The following is a 16,136-nucleotide window of genomic DNA, read 5'->3' as shown; positions in this document are numbered from 1 at the left end:
CCGGGTACGTCGAAAGAAAATCCGCAGTCGAAACACGGCGGGCCGAACAGCCCGACTCTCGAGGCCGATACGTCGAGAGCGATTACTCGAGGTCGAAGCGGTCGAGTTGCATCACGTGGCTCCAGGTGTCGACGAAGTCACGCACGAACTTCTCCTCGGCGTCGGCGGAGGCGTAGACGTCCGCGATGGAGCGCAGTCGAGAGTTCGAACCGAAGATGAGGTCCGCTCGGGTGGCGGTCCACTCGACGTCGCCCGTCTCGCGGTTGCGGAGTTCGAAGACCTGGTCGATCTCGGAGTCAGCGGCGGTTTCCCAGCCGAGGACGTCCTGGGAGTCACCGGACGCTTCCCACTCGTAGTCCATGTCGAGTAGGTTCACGAAGAAGTCGTTAGTCAGCGTCTCTGGCTGGTCGGTGAGGACACCGAGTCCGGAATCCTGGTAGGTCACGTCGAGTGCGCGCAGGCCGCCGACGAGCACCGTCATTTCGGGTGCCGTCAGGTCGAGCAGGTCTGCCTTGTCGACCAGCAGTTCTTCCTGTGACTCGTCGGCCTCGTCGCTGTAGTAGTTCCGGAAGCCGTCGGCTTCGGGCTTGAGCGCCTCGAAGGAGTCGACGTCGGTCTGTTCTTGGGAGGCGTCGGTACGGCCGGGCTCGAACGGCACCTCGACGTCGTAGCCGGCGTCCGCGGCGGCCTGTTCGACGGCCGCGTTGCCACCCAGCACGATCAGATCGGCAAGCGAGACGCGCACGTCGTCGGAGCGAGAGCCGTTGAACTCCTCTTGGATCGTCTCGTAGGTTTCGAGCGTCGACTCGAGTTCCTCGGGCTCGTTGACCTCCCAGCTTCGCTGGGGCTCGAGGCGGATACGAGCGCCGTTCGCGCCGCCACGCTTGTCGCTGTCGCGGTAGGTCGACGCCGCCGCCCAGGCGGTCTTGACGAACTGTGAGACCGAGAGGTCGGAGTCGAGAAGCTCGGCTTTGAGCTCCGAAATCTCCTCGTCGCCGATCAGGTCGGAGTCGACGTCGGGGATCGGGTCCTGCCAGAGCATCTCCTCGTCGGGCACTTCCGGACCGACGAGTCGCTCCGTTGGGCCCATGTCGCGGTGGAGCAGCTTGTACCAGGCCCTCGCGAACGCGTCCTGGAACGCTCGTGGGTTCTCCTGGAAGTTCTCGATGATCTCACGGAACTCGGGGTCACGCTTGAGCGCGACGTCCGTCGTGAGCATCATCACGTCTTCTTTCTCGTCTGGGTCTTCCGCACCCGGTGCGGCCTCGTCGAGTTCGCCGTTCTGGGTGGTCCACTGCCAGGCACCGCCTGGGCCCTCCTCGAGTTCCCACTCGTACTCGAGCAGGTTGTCGATGTAGCTCGTGTCCCACTGGGTCGGCGTGGTGTTCCACGGTCCTTCGATACCGCTGGTGATCGTGTCACCGCCTTTGCCCGAGCCGTGAGCGCTCTCCCAGCCGAGGCCCTGTTGATCGATCGGGGCTGCTTCGGGCTCTGCTCCGACGTGCTCGTCCGGATCGTCGGCCCCGTGGACCTTCCCGAACGTGTGACCGCCGGCGATGAGTGCGGCCGTCTCCTCGTCGCTCATAGCCATCAGGCCGAACGACTCGCGAATCCGCTCTGCGGACGCCTCTGGGTTCGGCTCACCGTCTGGCCCCTCTGGGTTCACGTAGATCAGGCCCATGACGGTTGCAGCGAGGGTTCCCTCGAGTTCGTCCTCCTCGTTGAAGCGCTCGGACGCTTCCCACTCGTCCTCTGGTCCCCAGTCGACGGCGTCGTCTGGTTTGTAGTCGTCCTCACGTCCGCCGGCGAAGCCGAACGTTTCGAATCCCATGGACTCGAGTGCGACGTTTCCGGCGAGGACGATCAGGTCGGCCCACGAGAGCTTGCGGCCGTACTTCTGTTTGACGGGCCAGAGCAGTCGGCGGGCCTTGTCGAGGTTCGCGTTGTCCGGCCAGCTGTTGAGCGGCGCGAAGCGCTGTCGGCCGCCGGAAGCGCCACCGCGACCGTCGCTGGTGCGGTACGTGCCGGCGCTGTGCCAGGCCATCCGGATAAAGAGCGGTCCGTAGTGGCCGTAGTCGGCGGGCCACCACTCCTGAGAGTCGGTCATGACGCTCTCGATGTCCGCCTTTACCTCCTCGTAGTCGAGGCTCTCGAACGCCTCGGCGTAGTCGAAGTCCTCGTCCATCGGGTTGGACGTGGGGACGTTCTGATCGAGGATGTCAACGTTCAACCGGTTTGGCCACCAGTCTTGGTTTGACTTAGTCATCACTGTACGATTGCTACTTTCACGTATTAAGATTTGCTAATCCGGTGGTGTTGTCTTCGTGGCATAGGAAATAAAATTCGCTCCTCGAGAACTTTTTTAGTCTCGGTTTCGGCGGTAGAGACAGTACGACTGGCGACATCCGACACCTAACCGCGTCGAAACGCCAGTTTCTCGTTTTCTCGTGGGCGTCGCCTTCCGCGTCTGCGGAGTTACTCGGTTTCTAGGAGCGACGCTCACTCCTCTTCGGGCGTATCGGGGGTGTCGCCGTCGACACGACGACTCACGTCGACCTGGTAGTTCCCGAGGATGTCGCGACCCAGGATAACGGGATAGTCCATGTGACTGCGATCCTCGACACTCGCCGTGACGGTGTGTTGGTTGCCGCCGACGCCGACGACGACGTCGACGACGGGTCGGCTTTTGGCCGTCTTGGAACTGCCAGAGCGAATGCGCGTGATCGACTTGATCGGCCCTGCTCCGATCTCTGCGGCGAGAGCCGTATCGATGCTCGTCCGAGTCGCCCCGGTATCGGACTTGGCGTAGACGGACGTCGAACCGCTGGTCCCCGAGAGCACGATTTCTTCGGTGTAGCCGATGACGCTCGCCTCGGGTTCAGTTTGTGGCGTTTGAACCGGCTGTGCCGCGGGCTGGGCATCGTCGAGGACCGCCGAGAGTTCCTCGACGCGTTCGTCGTCGACGTCGCCGCCGGCGCGTTCGATGGCGAGTTTGGCGATGTAGGGTGCTGGGCTCACGTGCGTGGCCGAAAAGAGTCCCTTGAAGCCAGCCGTCGGATTCACCTCGAGGACGAACCACCCTTCGTCGCCTTCGACGAGGTCGACGCCGGCGTAGTCGAGTCCAATCGCGTTAGCCGCCCGTCGCGCCATCTCTCGAGCTTCTTCTGGGAGGTCGTCGGTCGCGTCTTCGACGTCACCGCCGAGTGCCACGTTCGTCCGCCAGTCGTTATCGGGGGCGTATCGATACATCGCCGCGATGATCTCGCCGTCGACGACGTAGATACGGACGTCCCGGTGGCGGGCGTCGTCTCGGTCGATCAGTTGCTGTAAGAACGCGTATCGGTTCCCGACTTTGGCGTTGATCGGATCGTCGCCGCTGACTTTCCACGTCCCGCCGCCGTGGGTTCCGATTGCCGTCTTGTAAACCGCTTCTTCCCCGTATCTGTCTCGAACGGCGTTCAACTGCTCGCTGTTCAACGCGAGCGTGACGTCGGGAGTTCGGACGTCGTTCGCCGCGAGCGTCGTCGCCGTCGAAAGCTTGTGGATCGCCGTGAGAACCGTCGAGGGTTCGTTGAGCGTCGGAACGAGCTGTGCGAACGTGTTCACGATGCCGAGTTCCTCAGCAGGTTGTTCGGTGTTCGAGAGCAACACTCGGTTCGCGATGACGTCGACGTGTGGCTCGAGGACGACGCTGCCGTCGGTTACGCTGATCGAGGTGTTCTCCGTCCGGAGCCACTCGGTTTCGTGGCCCAGTTTGTCGACGGCGTTCAGAATTGCTTTCGTCTCCTTGCTCGTGTGGAGACTCAACACCCCGACGGTAACGGGGTCGTCCACAGGATGAGTATCGGTCGCAGCCATATCACGTCCACGACGAGGCAACGGAAAAGTATGCGGTCGTCAAACGTCGGTACGTGCTTGCTCAGTGACGATATCGTCGATTTTGATACGTCGTTAGCTAATCGCCGCACGAACCTCTCGTGGATCGACTAACCCACTCGCGACGGCGAGGATTGCCCACGTGGACGCGCCGAGTGCGATAGCGCCAAAAAGCATCACGACGCTCGAGACCATCGGCGTGACGAGCATCACGGCGACGGCCATGACGCCGGTGATGAGACAGACCAACCCAATCGACCGCCCCAGACGGAGCAATCGGAGGTCGAGTTCCAGATGGACGATGTAGAGGTTGACGGCGACGTAAACGGTGTGCGTCGCGACCGTCGCGGCCGCCGCGCCAACGACGCCGATGGTCGGAATGAGAGCGATGTTGAGTCCGAGATTCGCGACGGAGGTTGCCCCCTTCGCGATAGCCCGATGTCTGGCACGTCCCAGATAGTCCAGACTGTCGCTCGTTAAGTTCGTGATCGCTTGTAAAACGATGAAGCCCGACAGAATCTGGAGGACCGGTACTGCCCCAGCGTAGTCGGCACCGAACGTCATCGTCACGAACGGCTCCGCGACGATGGCGAGGCCGACGGCTGCTGGAATGTACAACAACAGCGTGTTCGACAGCGCTGTCTCGTAGATCCGTCGCGCCTGCTCGAGTTGGCCCGAGGCCTTCTGCTCGCCGAAGTTCGGAGAGATGGTGAAGCCAAGCGACTCCGCCGGCGCGAGCACGAAGTCTGAAATCTGCTTGCCGAGCGTGTAGAACGCGACCGCCGTCGGCGTCAGAAACACCCCGACGAGGACGGTGTCGATCTGTTTGTCGATGACGTTCGCGCTTCGCGTCGCCGTCAGCGGAATACTGTACTCGAGCAACCGCCTCGAGAGTCCCTCCTCGTACTCTTCGGCCGGTTCGTGGCGGCGGTAAAACTTGTAGTAGAGCACGAGGAGGCCGGCGACGGCAGAGAGTGCGTAGCCGACGATGTAGCCGAGTAAGGCCCCGAGCGCCCCGAGGCCGAACAACACGAACGCGATGGCGAAGATGAGGCGCGCGAAGCCGCTGAACGCCTGGACGGCCGCGCTGTAGACAAGTTGGTTGTACCCTTGGAAGACGATTTGCGTGAACGTGGAAAACGACATCGCGACGACGTAGAGGATGCCGACTGCGAGAAACGGCGCGGCCGAAGGGTCGCCTAACGCGATCGCGAGGTGTTCGTGGAAGACGAACAGCAGGTAGCCCACGACCGAGATGATGACGAGTTTGAATGTGATCGTCGAGGTGAGTAAGTGTGGAATCTGCCCGGGATCTTTCTCGCTGTACTCGGAGACGTAGCGCGCGACCGACTTGCCGATGCCGAGGTCTGCGACCAACTGGACGACGGCGAGAATGCCGATCACCCAGTACAACGTGCCGTAGCCATCGGGATCGAGCAGGTACCGCGCCAGCAAGAACATCAACAGCGCGCTCGAGATCATGTAGACTGCTCGAGCGACGAGCGTTGCTTTGAATCCGTGGACGATGTGCTCCTGTCTACTCATTCGAAATGTATGGGTGAGCGTTCGGCCGTCGAAATGGCGAGCGAGACCAACGTAGTTGATCGGTTAACGATCCGCTCAATTGTAATGCAGTGACAACTGTGCGTGGTGGTGGCCTGCTTTGGCTGCGACGCTCGCCCGACCCGATTAGCAGTCGGCTCCGACAGACGGCTTCGAGACCCAGTCCAAACGGTGAATGTGGATGGAAACGACGCCCGAACGCGGCGGTAACCGTCGCCTACACTGATCTATTTGCGGTTGAACCGAACGATTCGCTGAAGAGACAATCGCGTACTCATGGTATTCGTATTTGACGGACAATCACCGAGGACCGAGCGACCACAAACCACTGTCTCGGGTCGTCTTCGAAGCTCTCAGAGGTAGGACGCGTCCCACCGGGTCGCTTTCCGACGGTTGCCACAGACGTTACACTCGATGCGACCCATGGTGTCCATCGTGTTATCGATCGAGTCACAGTTGCCACAGAACCAGGCGTAGAGTTCCGCCCGGTCCTCGGTTTCGTAGGTCCGGTAGAACGGTGCCTCCGCGCCGCGAGCGGCCTCGCCGTAGCTGACGTAGATCTGCTCGCCGTCGACCTCGAGTTCGTCGACGGCACCCCAGCCCTCGTCACCGATCTCGCTCTCGACGTAGACGTTCTCCGTGAAGGTTTCATCGCCGATGTCGACCTCGCGCTGTCCGGCCTGCTCGAACCCGTGGCTCGTGTAGAACTCGTTGCCGCCCTCGTTGTCCGCGAGGACGAGACACTGGATCTGTTCTGCGCCCTCCTCGAGGAGGAGTTCCCGCGTGCGAACGAGCAGTCGAACGCCCGTTCCGCTCCCTCGAGTGTCGGGGTCGATGTGAAGCCAGAGGATTCGCCCGGTTCGGTAGCGTTGGCCGATCAGATCGTTCTGGGAGAAGCCGATCACGTCGCCGTCGCGCTCGATGACCAACACGAGTGAGTGGTCGTCGGCGATCTGGTCGCTAAAGGAGTCGCCGTACCACTGTTCGACTGCGTCGTCGACGGTATCTTGCTCGAGAAAGTCCGTGTACGTCGATTTCAGCGAACGTTGTGCGATCGACCGGATCGCTTCGATGTCGTCGTCGGTCGCTTCACGAATTTCCATAGCAGGTGCTACCATGCCCTCCTACTAAACGTATACCCACGTGGTTAGTTTTTCCAGTTGTTGAATGACATCGACGGTGACGGGTTCGAGGGAGAGCGTTTCGCGAGAGATTCGACTGAAAGGCACCCCTTCCGAATAGGGGATCCGCGTCTGTCGAGGCGAAGATTCAACAGTGACACCATCGGAGTCACTCTCATGAGCGACGAGAAGGGTGGGTCAACACGGGACGGCTCCGACCCCTTAGCCGAGGCGTTTACGTACGACGGTGGACGGATCGATCCCGGCGAGACGGCCAACATCCGGTATGGGATCAGCGAGACCTACCTCGGCGACCCGGTCAGAATTCCCGTCACGGTCATCAACGGCGAACAGCCCGGCCCGACGGTCTTCCTCTCGGCGGCGGCCCACGGCGACGAACTCAACGGAATCGAAGTCGTTCGCGAGGTCGCCCACGACTGGGATCACTCGGATCTCTACGGCACGTTGGTCTGTCTCCCCGTGATGAACGTTCCCGGTTTTCTCGCACAGGAACGGTACCTGCCGATTTACGATCGCGATTTGAACCGTTCGTTCCCGGGCCGGGAGGGCTCGACCAGCGCTCGCCGGATGGCCCATCGAATCTTCACGAACTTCATCGAACCGTGCGATCTCGGCATCGACTTCCACACGTCGACGCGCGGACGAACCAACATGCTTCACGTCAGAGCGAAGACCGACGACCGACTGGTCAATCGTCTCGCGAGGGCGTTTAGTTCGAACGTGATCATCGCTGGCGAAGGTCCCTCGGGTACGCTCAGGCGAGAAGCCACCGAGGCTGGCGTGCCGACGATTACCGTCGAGATGGGCAAAGCCCACCGCTTCCAGCGTCGACTCATCGACCGTGCACTCACCGGCGTCGCGAGCGTCCTCGCTGAGTTCGGTCTCCACAGAGAGTCGTCGGTGCATTGGCCCGGTTGGCGAACCGTCATCGACGACGAGAACGAGAAGACGTGGCTTCGCGCGGACGCCGGCGGGATCGTCGACATGAAACACGGCCGCGGCGCGTTCGTTCGAGCGGGCGAGGTTATCTGTTCGATCACCAATCCGTTCAAAGAAGAAGACGATATCGTCTCCGTCGAAGCCCCGTTTACCGGCCTCATCGTCGGCGTTCTCGAGAACCCGGTCGTCTATCCGGGCAATCCGCTGTGTCACCTCGTCGGCCTCTCGGAGGTCACTCGAACGGCACTCGAGCGCGAGCGAACGACGACGAGTTCACAATCGGAACTCCACTCGACCGGCGAGGACTTCGACGACGATTCCACCGACTAACTCCTCACAGGATGATTCCACCGACTACCTCCCCACAAGATGGTGTGTCTGGTCTTCGCGAGGGCCGTAGTAACACGCGTTCCAGTCTCGTACACCTCGAATTCGCTAGCAACCGTGTTCGTCGTCGGCAAACTGGCTCGGAGAGGGCTGCCTTAGAGCGACAAAAGTAACTTCTATACCCCCGCGGTCTAACGGACAACATGAGCGTATGAGTCAGTCTTACAATCGCGGTCTCATCGAGGACTTCGGTCGCTGGAAGGAGTTCTCAGCCGGCATGTGGGCGTGGATCTTCCACAAGTTCACCGGGTGGATGCTTATCGGCTACCTGTTCACTCACATCGCCGTGTTGAGTAGTGCGTTAACCAGTCCTGAGGCGTATACGAACACCATTCAGGGTCTCGAGTCGCTGTTCATCATCCGCGTGCTCGAGGTCGGTCTGCTCGCCGTGGCAGTGTTCCACATCCTGAACGGACTCCGCCTGCTGATGGTCGACCTCGGTGTCGGCCTCGACGCACAGGACAAGAGTTTCTACGCCTCGCTGGTGTTGACGGCGATCATCACCATCGCGAGTGTCCCAACCTTCATGGACGGGGTGACGATCTAATGGCGGAACGATACTCTTCGTTTGCCCCTGGTGGGACTGCGTGGCTTCTTCAGCGCGTTACGGCGGCGTTCTTAGTCATCGTTCTCGCATTCCACTTCTTCCTCTTGCACTTCGTGAACCACGCGGCCGACGTAACGTTCGCAGGGACCCAAGCACGCATGGAGAACGTCGGTTACTTCCTGACGATGGTCCTGTTCCTCATCGCCGGGACCTTCCACGGCGTCAACGGCGTCTACAACGCCCTGGTCAACCAAGGACTCGCTGGAACCCAGAAGAAAGTCGTCCTCGCAGTGCTTGTCATTGCGAGTGTGGCACTCATCGCACAGGGAACCTACGTTGCAGTCGAGATGGCGGGGTGGTAAGTATGAGTACGCAACAACCCGAACAACCCGAGAGTCAAGAAGCACCGAAAGACCCCGAAATGCGGGGGGCCGAATCGCCGGTCGACGAGAAGGAAAAAGAAGACGGCGAGATCGACCAGACGACGGCCGACAAGTCGGAACTCGAGGGCGAGACAGTCCTCATCAAAGTGTTCCGATACGATCCCGAAGTCGAGGGCAAACAGGAACCGCGCTTCGACGACTTCCACGTCCCCTTCTCGAAGGGGATGACCGTCCTCGACGCGGTCATGTACGCCCGAGACCACTACGACTCCTCGCTGACCTTCCGACACTCCTGTCGACAGGCCGTCTGTGGGTCGGACGCGTTCTTCGTCAACGGCAAGCAACGACTGGGCTGTAAAACCCAGATGGCCGACCTCGAGCACCCGGTTCGGATCGAACCGCTGCCACACCAGGAGGTCGTCAAGGATCTGGTCGTCGACATGGATCACTTCTACGACCAGATGCACACCGTCGAGCCGTACTTCCAAAACGAGGAGACGCCCGACTCGAGCGACCTCGAAGAACAGCGCCAGACGCGGGAGAACCGCGAGAAGGTCAAGATGTCGACCCGATGTATCTGGTGTGGTGCTTGTATGTCCTCGTGTAACATTGCTGCAGGGGACAACGAGTACCTCGGCCCGGCCGCGATCAACAAGGCCTACCGGTTCGCGATGGACAATCGTGAACCCGAGGACGTCAAGGAACACCGACTCCGGATCCTCGAGCAAGAACACGGCGTCTGGCGCTGTCAGACGCAGTTCTCCTGTACGGAAGTGTGTCCGAAAGATATCCCGCTCACCGAGCACATTCAGGAGCTCAAGCGGGAAGCAGTCAAGAAAAACCTGAAGTTCTGGTAATATGTACGAACACGACGTTATCGTGGTCGGCGCAGGCGGTGCCGGCCTCCGTGCTGCGGTCGCAGCGGACGAGGCGGGTGCGGACGTCGCACTGGTCTCGAAACTCCACCCGGTTCGCAGCCACACGGGTGCAGCGGAAGGGGGAATCAACGCCGCTCTGCAGGAAGGCGACGACTGGGAACTCCACGCCTACGACACGATGAAGGGCTCGGACTACCTCGGCGACGCGCCGGCAGTCGAGACCCTCGCACAGGACGCCCCAGAAGACACGATCAAACTCGAGCACTGGGGAATGCCGTTCTCCCGCGAAGAGGACGGCCGCGTCTCCCAGCGTCCCTTCGGTGGCCTTTCGTACCCGCGGACGACCTACGCGGGTGCCGAAACCGGCCACCACCTCCTGCACGTCATGTACGAGCAGGTCGTCAAACGCGGCATTCAGGTCTACGACGAGTGGTACGTCATGGACCTCGCCGTCAGCGACGAAGACGATCCGAACGAACGCGACTGCCACGGCATCGTGGCCTACGACGTCCAAACGGGCAACATTGAAGGCTTCAAGGCGAACGACGGCGTCGTTCTCGCGACCGGTGGTCCCGGCCAGGCCTTCGATCACACCACCAACGCCGTCTCCTGTACCGGCGACGGTCACGCGATGGCGTATCGTGCGGGCGCGCCACTCGAGGACATGGAGTTCATCCAGTTCCACCCGACCTCGCTCCCATCGACCGGCGTCCTCATCAGTGAGGGTGTCCGTGGCGAAGGTGGCATTCTCTACAACAACGACGGCGAGCGGTTCATGTTCGAGCACGGATACGCGAACAACTCCGGCGAACTCGCTTCCCGTGACGTCGTCGCGCGTGCGGAACTCACCGAAGTACAGGAGGGCCGCGGCGTCGAGGACGAGTACGTCCACCTCGACATGCGCCACCTTGGCGAAGAGCGTATTCTCGACCGCCTAGAGAACATCCTGCACCTCGCAGAGGACTTCGAAGGCGTCGACGGCCTCATCGAGCCGATGCCAGTCAAGCCTGGCCAACACTACGCGATGGGCGGCATCGAGGTCGACGAGAACGGTCAAACCTGTATCGACGGCCTCTACGCAGCGGGCGAGTGTGCCTGCGTCTCCGTCCACGGCGGGAACCGACTCGGTGGCAATGCGCTGCCGGAACTCATCGTCTTCGGCAAGCGCGCCGGCTACCACGCTGCTGGCAAGGATCTCGGCGAACCGGAGATCCGGACCGGCTACGGCGACGACGTCGAAGACGAGACCGACACCGAACTCCCAGTCCAGCCCGGCGCTGCCGGCCTCGGGACCGCGGACGACGTCGCTGCCGACGGTGGTGAGCGAACCGACGGTTCGCGATCCTCGTCGGAGGCCCGCTCCGACGGTGGTGTCGTGGCGGACGCAGACGGCGTCCTCGAACAGACGGTCGAAGACGCTCGAGTACACGTCGACTCGCTGATGGACAAGGATACGGGCGTCCAACACGCCGAAATCCGCCAGAAGCTCCAAAACGCGATGACCGACTACGTCAACGTTTTCCGAACCGAGGAGGGCGTTAAGAAAGCACTGACCCTCATTCGGGAGTGTCGCGAGGAGTACCAGGACGTCTACGTCGACGATCCATCCACGACGTTCAACACCGACCTCCAGCAGACCATCGAGACGCGAAACCTGATCGACGTCGCCGAAACGATCGCACTCGGCGCACTCGTCCGTAACGAGTTCCGCGGTGCACACTGGCGACAGGAGAACCAGACGCGTGACGACGAAAACTGGCTCAAACACACGCTCATCTCCTGGGAGGATGGCGAACCGAACATCTTCTATCGCCCGGTGATCCTCGAGGGCGAGGAGAAGACCTACGAGCCGAAAGTCCGCAGCTACTGATCCACACCAGCCGTCGATTCTCTTCTCGGCCGCGATTCGAGGATTCACTCGAGATCAGCAAAGCTTTGTGTTTTCTGCCGATTATAGGAGGTAGATGGGTCTCGAGCGATTCGTCCGGATAAATCTCGTCCTGATTCCAGTACTCCTCGTCGCTGGATACCTCTTCGCCGATTATCTGCCGTTGTTGTTTCTCCCACTCGGCGTCGGCTACATCACGTTCGCGACCCTGATCTGTCTCGCGTGGGGACTATCGAAGGCGTCACTGTCGGTCGGCTCGTCCTGAGATCCACAGAGCTAAGCGGCGGGGCCGGCTATCCTCTCTCGATATGTTGTTGTCGGGGACGGTTATCGTCGACGCTGACACTGTACTTCACGACGGCGCGGTCGTCGTCGAGGACGATAGAATCGTCGCCGTCGACGACCGAACGACCTGTCTCGAGTCCTATCCCGAGCACGAACATCACGCCCTCGACCTCGTCGCGCCGGGAACGGTGGGCGCGCACGTACACTCCGTCCAGAGTCTCGGTCGCGGCATTGCCGACGACACTGCGTTGCTCGAGTGGCTCTTCGAGTACGTGTTGCCGATGGAGGCGTCGCTCTCGGCCGAGGAGATGCGCGTCGCCGCGGAACTGGGATACCTCGAGATGATCGAAAGCGGCACGACGACGTGCGTCGACCACCTGTCGGTTTCTCACGCCGAGGAGGCCTTCGAGGCGGCCCGTGAACTCGGCATCCGCGGGCGACTCGGAAAGGTGATGATGGACAAGGATTCGCCGCCGGGCTTGCTCGAGGAGACCGACGAGGCGCTCGCGGAGAGCGAACGGCTCATCCGTCGGTATCACGGCGTCGAGGACGGCCGAATTCGATATGCGCTGACGCCGCGATTCGCCGTTAGCTGTACCGAGACGTGCCTTCGAGAGACGAGAGAACTTGCAGACGCCTACGACGGCGTGACGATTCACACCCACGCGAGCGAGAATCGCGACGAGGTCGCGACAGTCGAGGACGAAACGGGCAAACGAAACATCCACTGGCTCGACGAGGTCGGGTTGACCGGCGAGGACGTCGTCCTGGCACATTGTGTCTGGACCGACGACAGCGAGCGCGAGGTACTCGCCGAGACGGGGACGCACGTGACCTACTGTCCGTCCTCGAACATGAAGCTCGCGAGCGGCGTCGCACCCGTCGACGACTACCTCGAGCGAGGGATCAACGTCGCGCTGGGTAACGACGGCCCGCCGTGTAACAACACGCTCGATCCGTTCACGGAAATGCGCCAGGCCTCGCTCCTCCAGAAGGTCGACCGTCTCGAACCACAGGCGCTTCCCGCGAAGACGGTATTCGAGATGGCGACGATAAACGGCGCGAAGGCGGCCGGCTTCGAGCGCGTCGGTGCGCTTCGCGAAGGGTGGAAAGCCGACATCATCGGCCTCGAGACGGACGTGACGCGCGGAACGCCGATTCACGACGTACACTCCCACCTCGTCTTCGCGGCTCGCGGCGACGACGTGCAGTTTACGATGGTCGACGGTGACGTGCTCGTGCGAGACGGCGACGTGTTGGTCGCAGACGCAGAATCGATCCGCGAGCGGGCCCGCGAGTTTGCAGCCGATCTCGACATCGACCCCTGACGACCCAAACTTCGTCAACCGACGAATCGTCGCGACTGTTTAGAGTCCAAGCCAGCCAGCGATATCCGTGCTCACGTCCGTGGCCTCGACGAGTTTGTACCCGAGATAGATCCCAACGATACCCATCAATCCGGGCAACTCAGGTGGAGCAGGAATCGGCACATCGACGAGGGCGAAGAACGCACCGGTGATCGTTCCTGTAAGGAGACCTAACAAGACGAGTTCGTAATTCATATCGAGACACGGAAGGGGAGGAAGGAAAATCTGCTGACTTCCGACGGCATTGTTCCGGTATCTGTCACGTGTGCCCAAACAACCCGAAGCCGCCCCTGATATTTCGACTATCGTCGATACGTAGATTTATTATTGTCGAAACTGAGCCAGTTTCGTATGCAACGATACGACGAATCCCGACACAGCGTCGCGGTGCCCAACGACCTCGAGTCGCCTCGAGCGAAACTGATCTATCTGTACATCGGTGCTGTCGGTGGGACGACGACCGAAGCGCTCTGTGCAGATCTCGAACTCAAGAAAGGAACGGCGCTCTCGATTATCGGTACTCTTCGAAGCCGAGGCCACCTCGAGCGGACGGAATCCGGATACCACCTCACCTAATCGGTGAAGGTGGCCACTGGAGCGTTACAGTTCGATTCGCTCGACTAACTGCTCGCGATTTTCGTTCGTGTTGACGGCGACGATCCGAATCTGTTCCTCGAGGCCGGAGCCCTCGAGTTTCGCCTTGAGGAGATTATCAACCTGGTAGACGCCGGCAGCGTTGGTCATCGCTATTTCGACCATTACCGGGCTGCTATCGCCCTCTTGTAGGGTGACTTGATTGATCGCCTGACTCGAGAGAGTGTTGATGCCGCGCCCACCGTGTTCGTAGGGGATACGAGAGCGCCCGCGCTCCATATCGAGGGCGTCGGCGACGCGGATGACGCCCGCTTCCGTCGTCAGCGGCGTCTCGGTGCGATGGTGACAGAGAATTGCGTGGAGGACCTCGCCTTTCATCCGGACCGTCTCGGCGACGTCGTAGAACTCGGGGAGGACTCGATCGAGGACGTCGGCAGCCAGCGGAATCGAGTAAAACGCGTGTTCGTCGCGGTGGACGACGTGTCCGATGTCGTGGAGGGTCGCGGCGAGTGCGATGATGACCGACTCGTCTGCCTCGGCCAATCCCTGCTGGCGCGCGCCGTTGAAATCGACGTTCCCAGCCTTGAGAAGGTCGTAGAGACACAGCGCCCGATTTCGGACGATCTCGATGTGCTTCGTGCCGTGGTCGTTGTAGCGCATTCGGTCGACCGCGTTGACGTTCTGTGCCTCGAGGTAGGCTTCAATCTCTTCGTCGTCGTCGAGGAACTCGAGGACGGTGTTCAACTTCTCGTCGGGAAAGTGATGGTCCACATTAGGACGGTAGACACGACGCGATGGGTCGTCGCCAGCAGAATCGCTCATACGAGAACGTCGATAGCCGACTAAAAAAGCCCTACGGCAATCGGGTCGTGCAGTCGATCAGCAGTCCCTCTCGCGTTAGTAGCCCTTACGCAGCGTCTTCGACGGCGGCTTCGACTTCGTCGTAGTCGGGTTCGACACCGGGGTCGTCGCTGACCCACGAGTAGGCGATTTCGCCGTCGCCGTCGACGACGAAGACCGAGCGCTTTGCGACGCCGTAGACGCCGAGGTCGGCGAAGTCCATCGCGATTCCGTAGTCGTCGATGATCTCCTGGTTGAAGTCACTGATCAGTCCGAACTCGAGGTTGTTTTGCTCGCGGAACTCGTTGAGTGCGAACGGCGAGTCTCGGCTGACGCCGTAGACGCTCGCGTCGAGGTCGTTGAACGACGCGAGACGGTCTTGGAACGTACACATCTCGGTCGTACAGACGCCGGTGAACGCGCCCGGGAAGAACGCGAGTACGATCGGCGCGCCGTCCTCGAGGCGCTCCGAGAGCGTGATGGACTCGACGTCGCCGGTTGCGAGCGGTGCGGTGAAGTCTGGTGCTGTGTCTCCGGTTTCAGGCATCAGTGGGTAGTTGCGGATAACTGGGAAAGACAGTTTCGTTCGCGGAACCAGTAGCCCCACCGAGATCGCCCCTCAGACGCTCCGATCGCAGGGAGTGGTCGGTAGACACACACATACTAGAGCGGACACGTATCACCATTACAGCGAGTTACTCCCTCGTCGATCACACGGGATGCGATAATACATTCTCGAGTGACACAGGTGTAATTAGCTCGGAGGTCCCGCTGAAACGGACGTTCGTGGAGTCCCGTTTTACTGTGCGGTCCAAAAAGGTTATAATTGCCAGCGGATAAGCCACGCATAGAGATGGTAGTCGAAATCGCACCGCTGTTCGCCCCTATCCCAGGGGGTCCGGAACTCCTGATCATCCTTTTCATCGCCATTTTGCTCTTCGGGGCAAACAAGATCCCGAAGCTCGCCCGATCGACGGGGGAAGCGATGGGCGAATTCCAGAAAGGGCGTGAAAAGGTCGAATCGGAACTCGAGGAAATGCGAGAGGAGTTCGACGGCACTGACGAGGAGTTCGAAGAGGAGTACAGCGAGGAAATCAACGAGGCAGAAGATGACTTCGTCGACACAGAGCCAGTCACCGAAGAAACCGAGACGGAAGCCGAATCCAGCTAACCGATTTCTTTTCTCGAGGGGCGTGTGGCCTAGCGGAGAGGGCAGGAGGTTCCTAACCTTCTGATCGTGGGTTCGAATCCCGCCACGCCCGTGCAGCGAGCCACGTTGTGGCGAGCGAACCGGCATGGCGGGATTCTTGAACGACGGAACGAGCGAGCAACAGCGAGCGAAGTTCAGGTGGTTCGAATCCCGCCACGCCCGTTATCGTGCTGGGCAGAGCGAAGCCGATAACGGATCGGGAGGGATCGAAGCCTATCAGTCGCGCACAGCGAAGCG

16 protein-coding genes and 1 tRNA gene are annotated in these 16,136 nt (G+C 60.9%); 10 read left to right on the top strand and 7 right to left on the bottom strand.

The features are described from left to right. Positions 1-82: 82 nt before the first annotated feature. The 4 genes from katG to BLW62_RS03580 all read right to left on the bottom strand — a co-directional run bounded on the left by katG (position 83) and on the right by BLW62_RS03580 (position 6,542). Entirely contained in the window at positions 83-2,266 is a 2,184-nt protein-coding gene (katG, locus tag BLW62_RS03595) for a catalase/peroxidase HPI (protein WP_090505258.1), read from the bottom strand. Positions 2,267-2,499: 233 nt separating this feature from the next. Beyond that, complete coding sequence (locus tag BLW62_RS03590; protein ID WP_090505256.1) at positions 2,500-3,858, bottom strand: RimK family alpha-L-glutamate ligase; 1,359 nt, start codon at positions 3,856-3,858, stop codon at positions 2,500-2,502. A 93-nt stretch (positions 3,859-3,951) separates the two neighbouring features. Continuing rightward, on the bottom strand, positions 3,952-5,421 hold the full coding sequence (locus BLW62_RS03585) for an oligosaccharide flippase family protein (protein ID WP_090505254.1): 1,470 nt from the start codon (positions 5,419-5,421) through the stop codon (positions 3,952-3,954). Between the two features lie 371 nt (positions 5,422-5,792). Then, on the bottom strand, positions 5,793-6,542 hold the full coding sequence (locus tag BLW62_RS03580) for a GNAT family N-acetyltransferase (RefSeq protein ID WP_090505252.1): 750 nt from the start codon (positions 6,540-6,542) through the stop codon (positions 5,793-5,795). A gap of 195 nt (positions 6,543-6,737) precedes the next feature. Here BLW62_RS03580 and BLW62_RS03575 point away from each other — a divergent pair, with 195 nt between their 5' ends. The 7 genes from BLW62_RS03575 (at position 6,738) to BLW62_RS03545 (ending at position 13,216) form a co-directional block, all read left to right on the top strand. Then, the gene (locus BLW62_RS03575; RefSeq protein WP_090505251.1) at positions 6,738-7,850 is read left to right on the top strand and encodes a succinylglutamate desuccinylase/aspartoacylase family protein; all 1,113 of its coding nucleotides are present in this window, start codon (positions 6,738-6,740) and stop codon (positions 7,848-7,850) included. Between the two features lie 208 nt (positions 7,851-8,058). Continuing rightward, positions 8,059-8,454 (top strand): succinate dehydrogenase, cytochrome b556 subunit, encoded by a 396-nt coding sequence (gene sdhC / locus BLW62_RS03570; RefSeq protein WP_076578997.1) that lies wholly within the window; start codon positions 8,059-8,061, stop codon positions 8,452-8,454. Further along, positions 8,454-8,816, top strand: coding sequence for a succinate dehydrogenase/fumarate reductase transmembrane subunit (locus BLW62_RS03565; protein WP_076578995.1), 363 nt, complete (start codon positions 8,454-8,456; stop codon positions 8,814-8,816). The genes sdhC and BLW62_RS03565 overlap by 1 nt, the downstream gene beginning before the upstream one ends. Before the next feature lie 2 nt (positions 8,817-8,818). Continuing rightward, a complete protein-coding gene (locus tag BLW62_RS03560) occupies positions 8,819-9,694 on the top strand; it encodes a succinate dehydrogenase/fumarate reductase iron-sulfur subunit (RefSeq protein WP_090505249.1) in 876 nt (291 codons plus the stop codon). Between the two features lies 1 nt (position 9,695). After that, entirely contained in the window at positions 9,696-11,585 is a 1,890-nt protein-coding gene (locus BLW62_RS03555) for an FAD-binding protein (protein WP_090505247.1), read from the top strand. A 94-nt stretch (positions 11,586-11,679) separates the two neighbouring features. Continuing rightward, a complete protein-coding gene (locus BLW62_RS03550; protein ID WP_090505245.1) occupies positions 11,680-11,868 on the top strand; it encodes a hypothetical protein in 189 nt (62 codons plus the stop codon). A 43-nt stretch (positions 11,869-11,911) separates the two neighbouring features. Then, entirely contained in the window at positions 11,912-13,216 is a 1,305-nt protein-coding gene (locus BLW62_RS03545; RefSeq protein ID WP_090505243.1) for a 5'-deoxyadenosine deaminase, read from the top strand. Between the two features lie 39 nt (positions 13,217-13,255). Here the strand turns inward: BLW62_RS03545 and BLW62_RS03540 are convergent, their stop codons facing one another. Then, complete coding sequence (locus BLW62_RS03540) at positions 13,256-13,450, bottom strand: XapX domain-containing protein (RefSeq protein WP_090505241.1); 195 nt, start codon at positions 13,448-13,450, stop codon at positions 13,256-13,258. 156 nt (positions 13,451-13,606) lie between these two features. On the opposite strand from BLW62_RS03540, the gene BLW62_RS03535 reads away from it, so the two are divergent. Then, positions 13,607-13,831: a MarR family transcriptional regulator gene (locus tag BLW62_RS03535; RefSeq protein ID WP_090505238.1), complete on the top strand. Its 225-nt coding sequence runs from the start codon at positions 13,607-13,609 to the stop codon at positions 13,829-13,831. A gap of 24 nt (positions 13,832-13,855) precedes the next feature. On the opposite strand, the gene BLW62_RS03530 is transcribed toward BLW62_RS03535, so the two are convergent. Together BLW62_RS03530 and BLW62_RS03525 are read right to left on the bottom strand one after the other, a co-directional pair. Beyond that, positions 13,856-14,671: an HD domain-containing protein gene (locus BLW62_RS03530; RefSeq protein ID WP_090505235.1), complete on the bottom strand. Its 816-nt coding sequence runs from the start codon at positions 14,669-14,671 to the stop codon at positions 13,856-13,858. An 85-nt stretch (positions 14,672-14,756) separates the two neighbouring features. Further along, positions 14,757-15,236: a redoxin domain-containing protein gene (locus tag BLW62_RS03525; protein ID WP_090505233.1), complete on the bottom strand. Its 480-nt coding sequence runs from the start codon at positions 15,234-15,236 to the stop codon at positions 14,757-14,759. Positions 15,237-15,542: 306 nt separating this feature from the next. Between BLW62_RS03525 and tatA the strand changes: the two genes are divergently transcribed. Both tatA and BLW62_RS03515 read left to right on the top strand, forming a co-directional pair. Further along, positions 15,543-15,860, top strand: coding sequence for a twin-arginine translocase TatA/TatE family subunit (tatA, locus tag BLW62_RS03520; RefSeq protein ID WP_090505230.1), 318 nt, complete (start codon positions 15,543-15,545; stop codon positions 15,858-15,860). An 18-nt stretch (positions 15,861-15,878) separates the two neighbouring features. Continuing rightward, positions 15,879-15,951 (top strand) — tRNA-Arg (locus BLW62_RS03515). The last annotated feature ends 185 nt before the right edge of the window (positions 15,952-16,136 follow it).

The sequence above is a fragment of the Natronorubrum sediminis genome (genome assembly GCF_900108095.1).
GTDB classification, from domain to species: Archaea; Halobacteriota; Halobacteria; order Halobacteriales; family Natrialbaceae; genus Natronorubrum; species Natronorubrum sediminis.
This window is presented reverse-complemented; position numbering and strand designations above follow the sequence as displayed.

Excerpts from the sequence above, each read along its gene's own strand:
- katG (WP_090505258.1), bottom strand. The coding sequence starts at position 2,266 with ATGACTAAGTCAAACCAAGACTGGTGGCCAAACCGGTTGAACGTTGAC.
- BLW62_RS03590 (WP_090505256.1), bottom strand. The coding sequence starts at position 3,858 with ATGGCTGCGACCGATACTCATCCTGTGGACGACCCCGTTACCGTCGGG.
- BLW62_RS03585 (WP_090505254.1), bottom strand. The coding sequence starts at position 5,421 with ATGAGTAGACAGGAGCACATCGTCCACGGATTCAAAGCAACGCTCGTC.
- BLW62_RS03580 (WP_090505252.1), bottom strand. The coding sequence starts at position 6,542 with ATGGAAATTCGTGAAGCGACCGACGACGACATCGAAGCGATCCGGTCG.
- BLW62_RS03575 (WP_090505251.1), top strand. The coding sequence starts at position 6,738 with ATGAGCGACGAGAAGGGTGGGTCAACACGGGACGGCTCCGACCCCTTA.
- sdhC (WP_076578997.1), top strand. The coding sequence starts at position 8,059 with ATGAGTCAGTCTTACAATCGCGGTCTCATCGAGGACTTCGGTCGCTGG.
- BLW62_RS03565 (WP_076578995.1), top strand. The coding sequence starts at position 8,454 with ATGGCGGAACGATACTCTTCGTTTGCCCCTGGTGGGACTGCGTGGCTT.
- BLW62_RS03560 (WP_090505249.1), top strand. The coding sequence starts at position 8,819 with ATGAGTACGCAACAACCCGAACAACCCGAGAGTCAAGAAGCACCGAAA.
- BLW62_RS03555 (WP_090505247.1), top strand. The coding sequence starts at position 9,696 with ATGTACGAACACGACGTTATCGTGGTCGGCGCAGGCGGTGCCGGCCTC.
- BLW62_RS03550 (WP_090505245.1), top strand. The coding sequence starts at position 11,680 with ATGGGTCTCGAGCGATTCGTCCGGATAAATCTCGTCCTGATTCCAGTA.
- BLW62_RS03545 (WP_090505243.1), top strand. The coding sequence starts at position 11,912 with ATGTTGTTGTCGGGGACGGTTATCGTCGACGCTGACACTGTACTTCAC.
- BLW62_RS03540 (WP_090505241.1), bottom strand. The coding sequence starts at position 13,450 with ATGAATTACGAACTCGTCTTGTTAGGTCTCCTTACAGGAACGATCACC.
- BLW62_RS03535 (WP_090505238.1), top strand. The coding sequence starts at position 13,607 with ATGCAACGATACGACGAATCCCGACACAGCGTCGCGGTGCCCAACGAC.
- BLW62_RS03530 (WP_090505235.1), bottom strand. The coding sequence starts at position 14,671 with ATGAGCGATTCTGCTGGCGACGACCCATCGCGTCGTGTCTACCGTCCT.
- BLW62_RS03525 (WP_090505233.1), bottom strand. The coding sequence starts at position 15,236 with ATGCCTGAAACCGGAGACACAGCACCAGACTTCACCGCACCGCTCGCA.
- tatA (WP_090505230.1), top strand. The coding sequence starts at position 15,543 with ATGGTAGTCGAAATCGCACCGCTGTTCGCCCCTATCCCAGGGGGTCCG.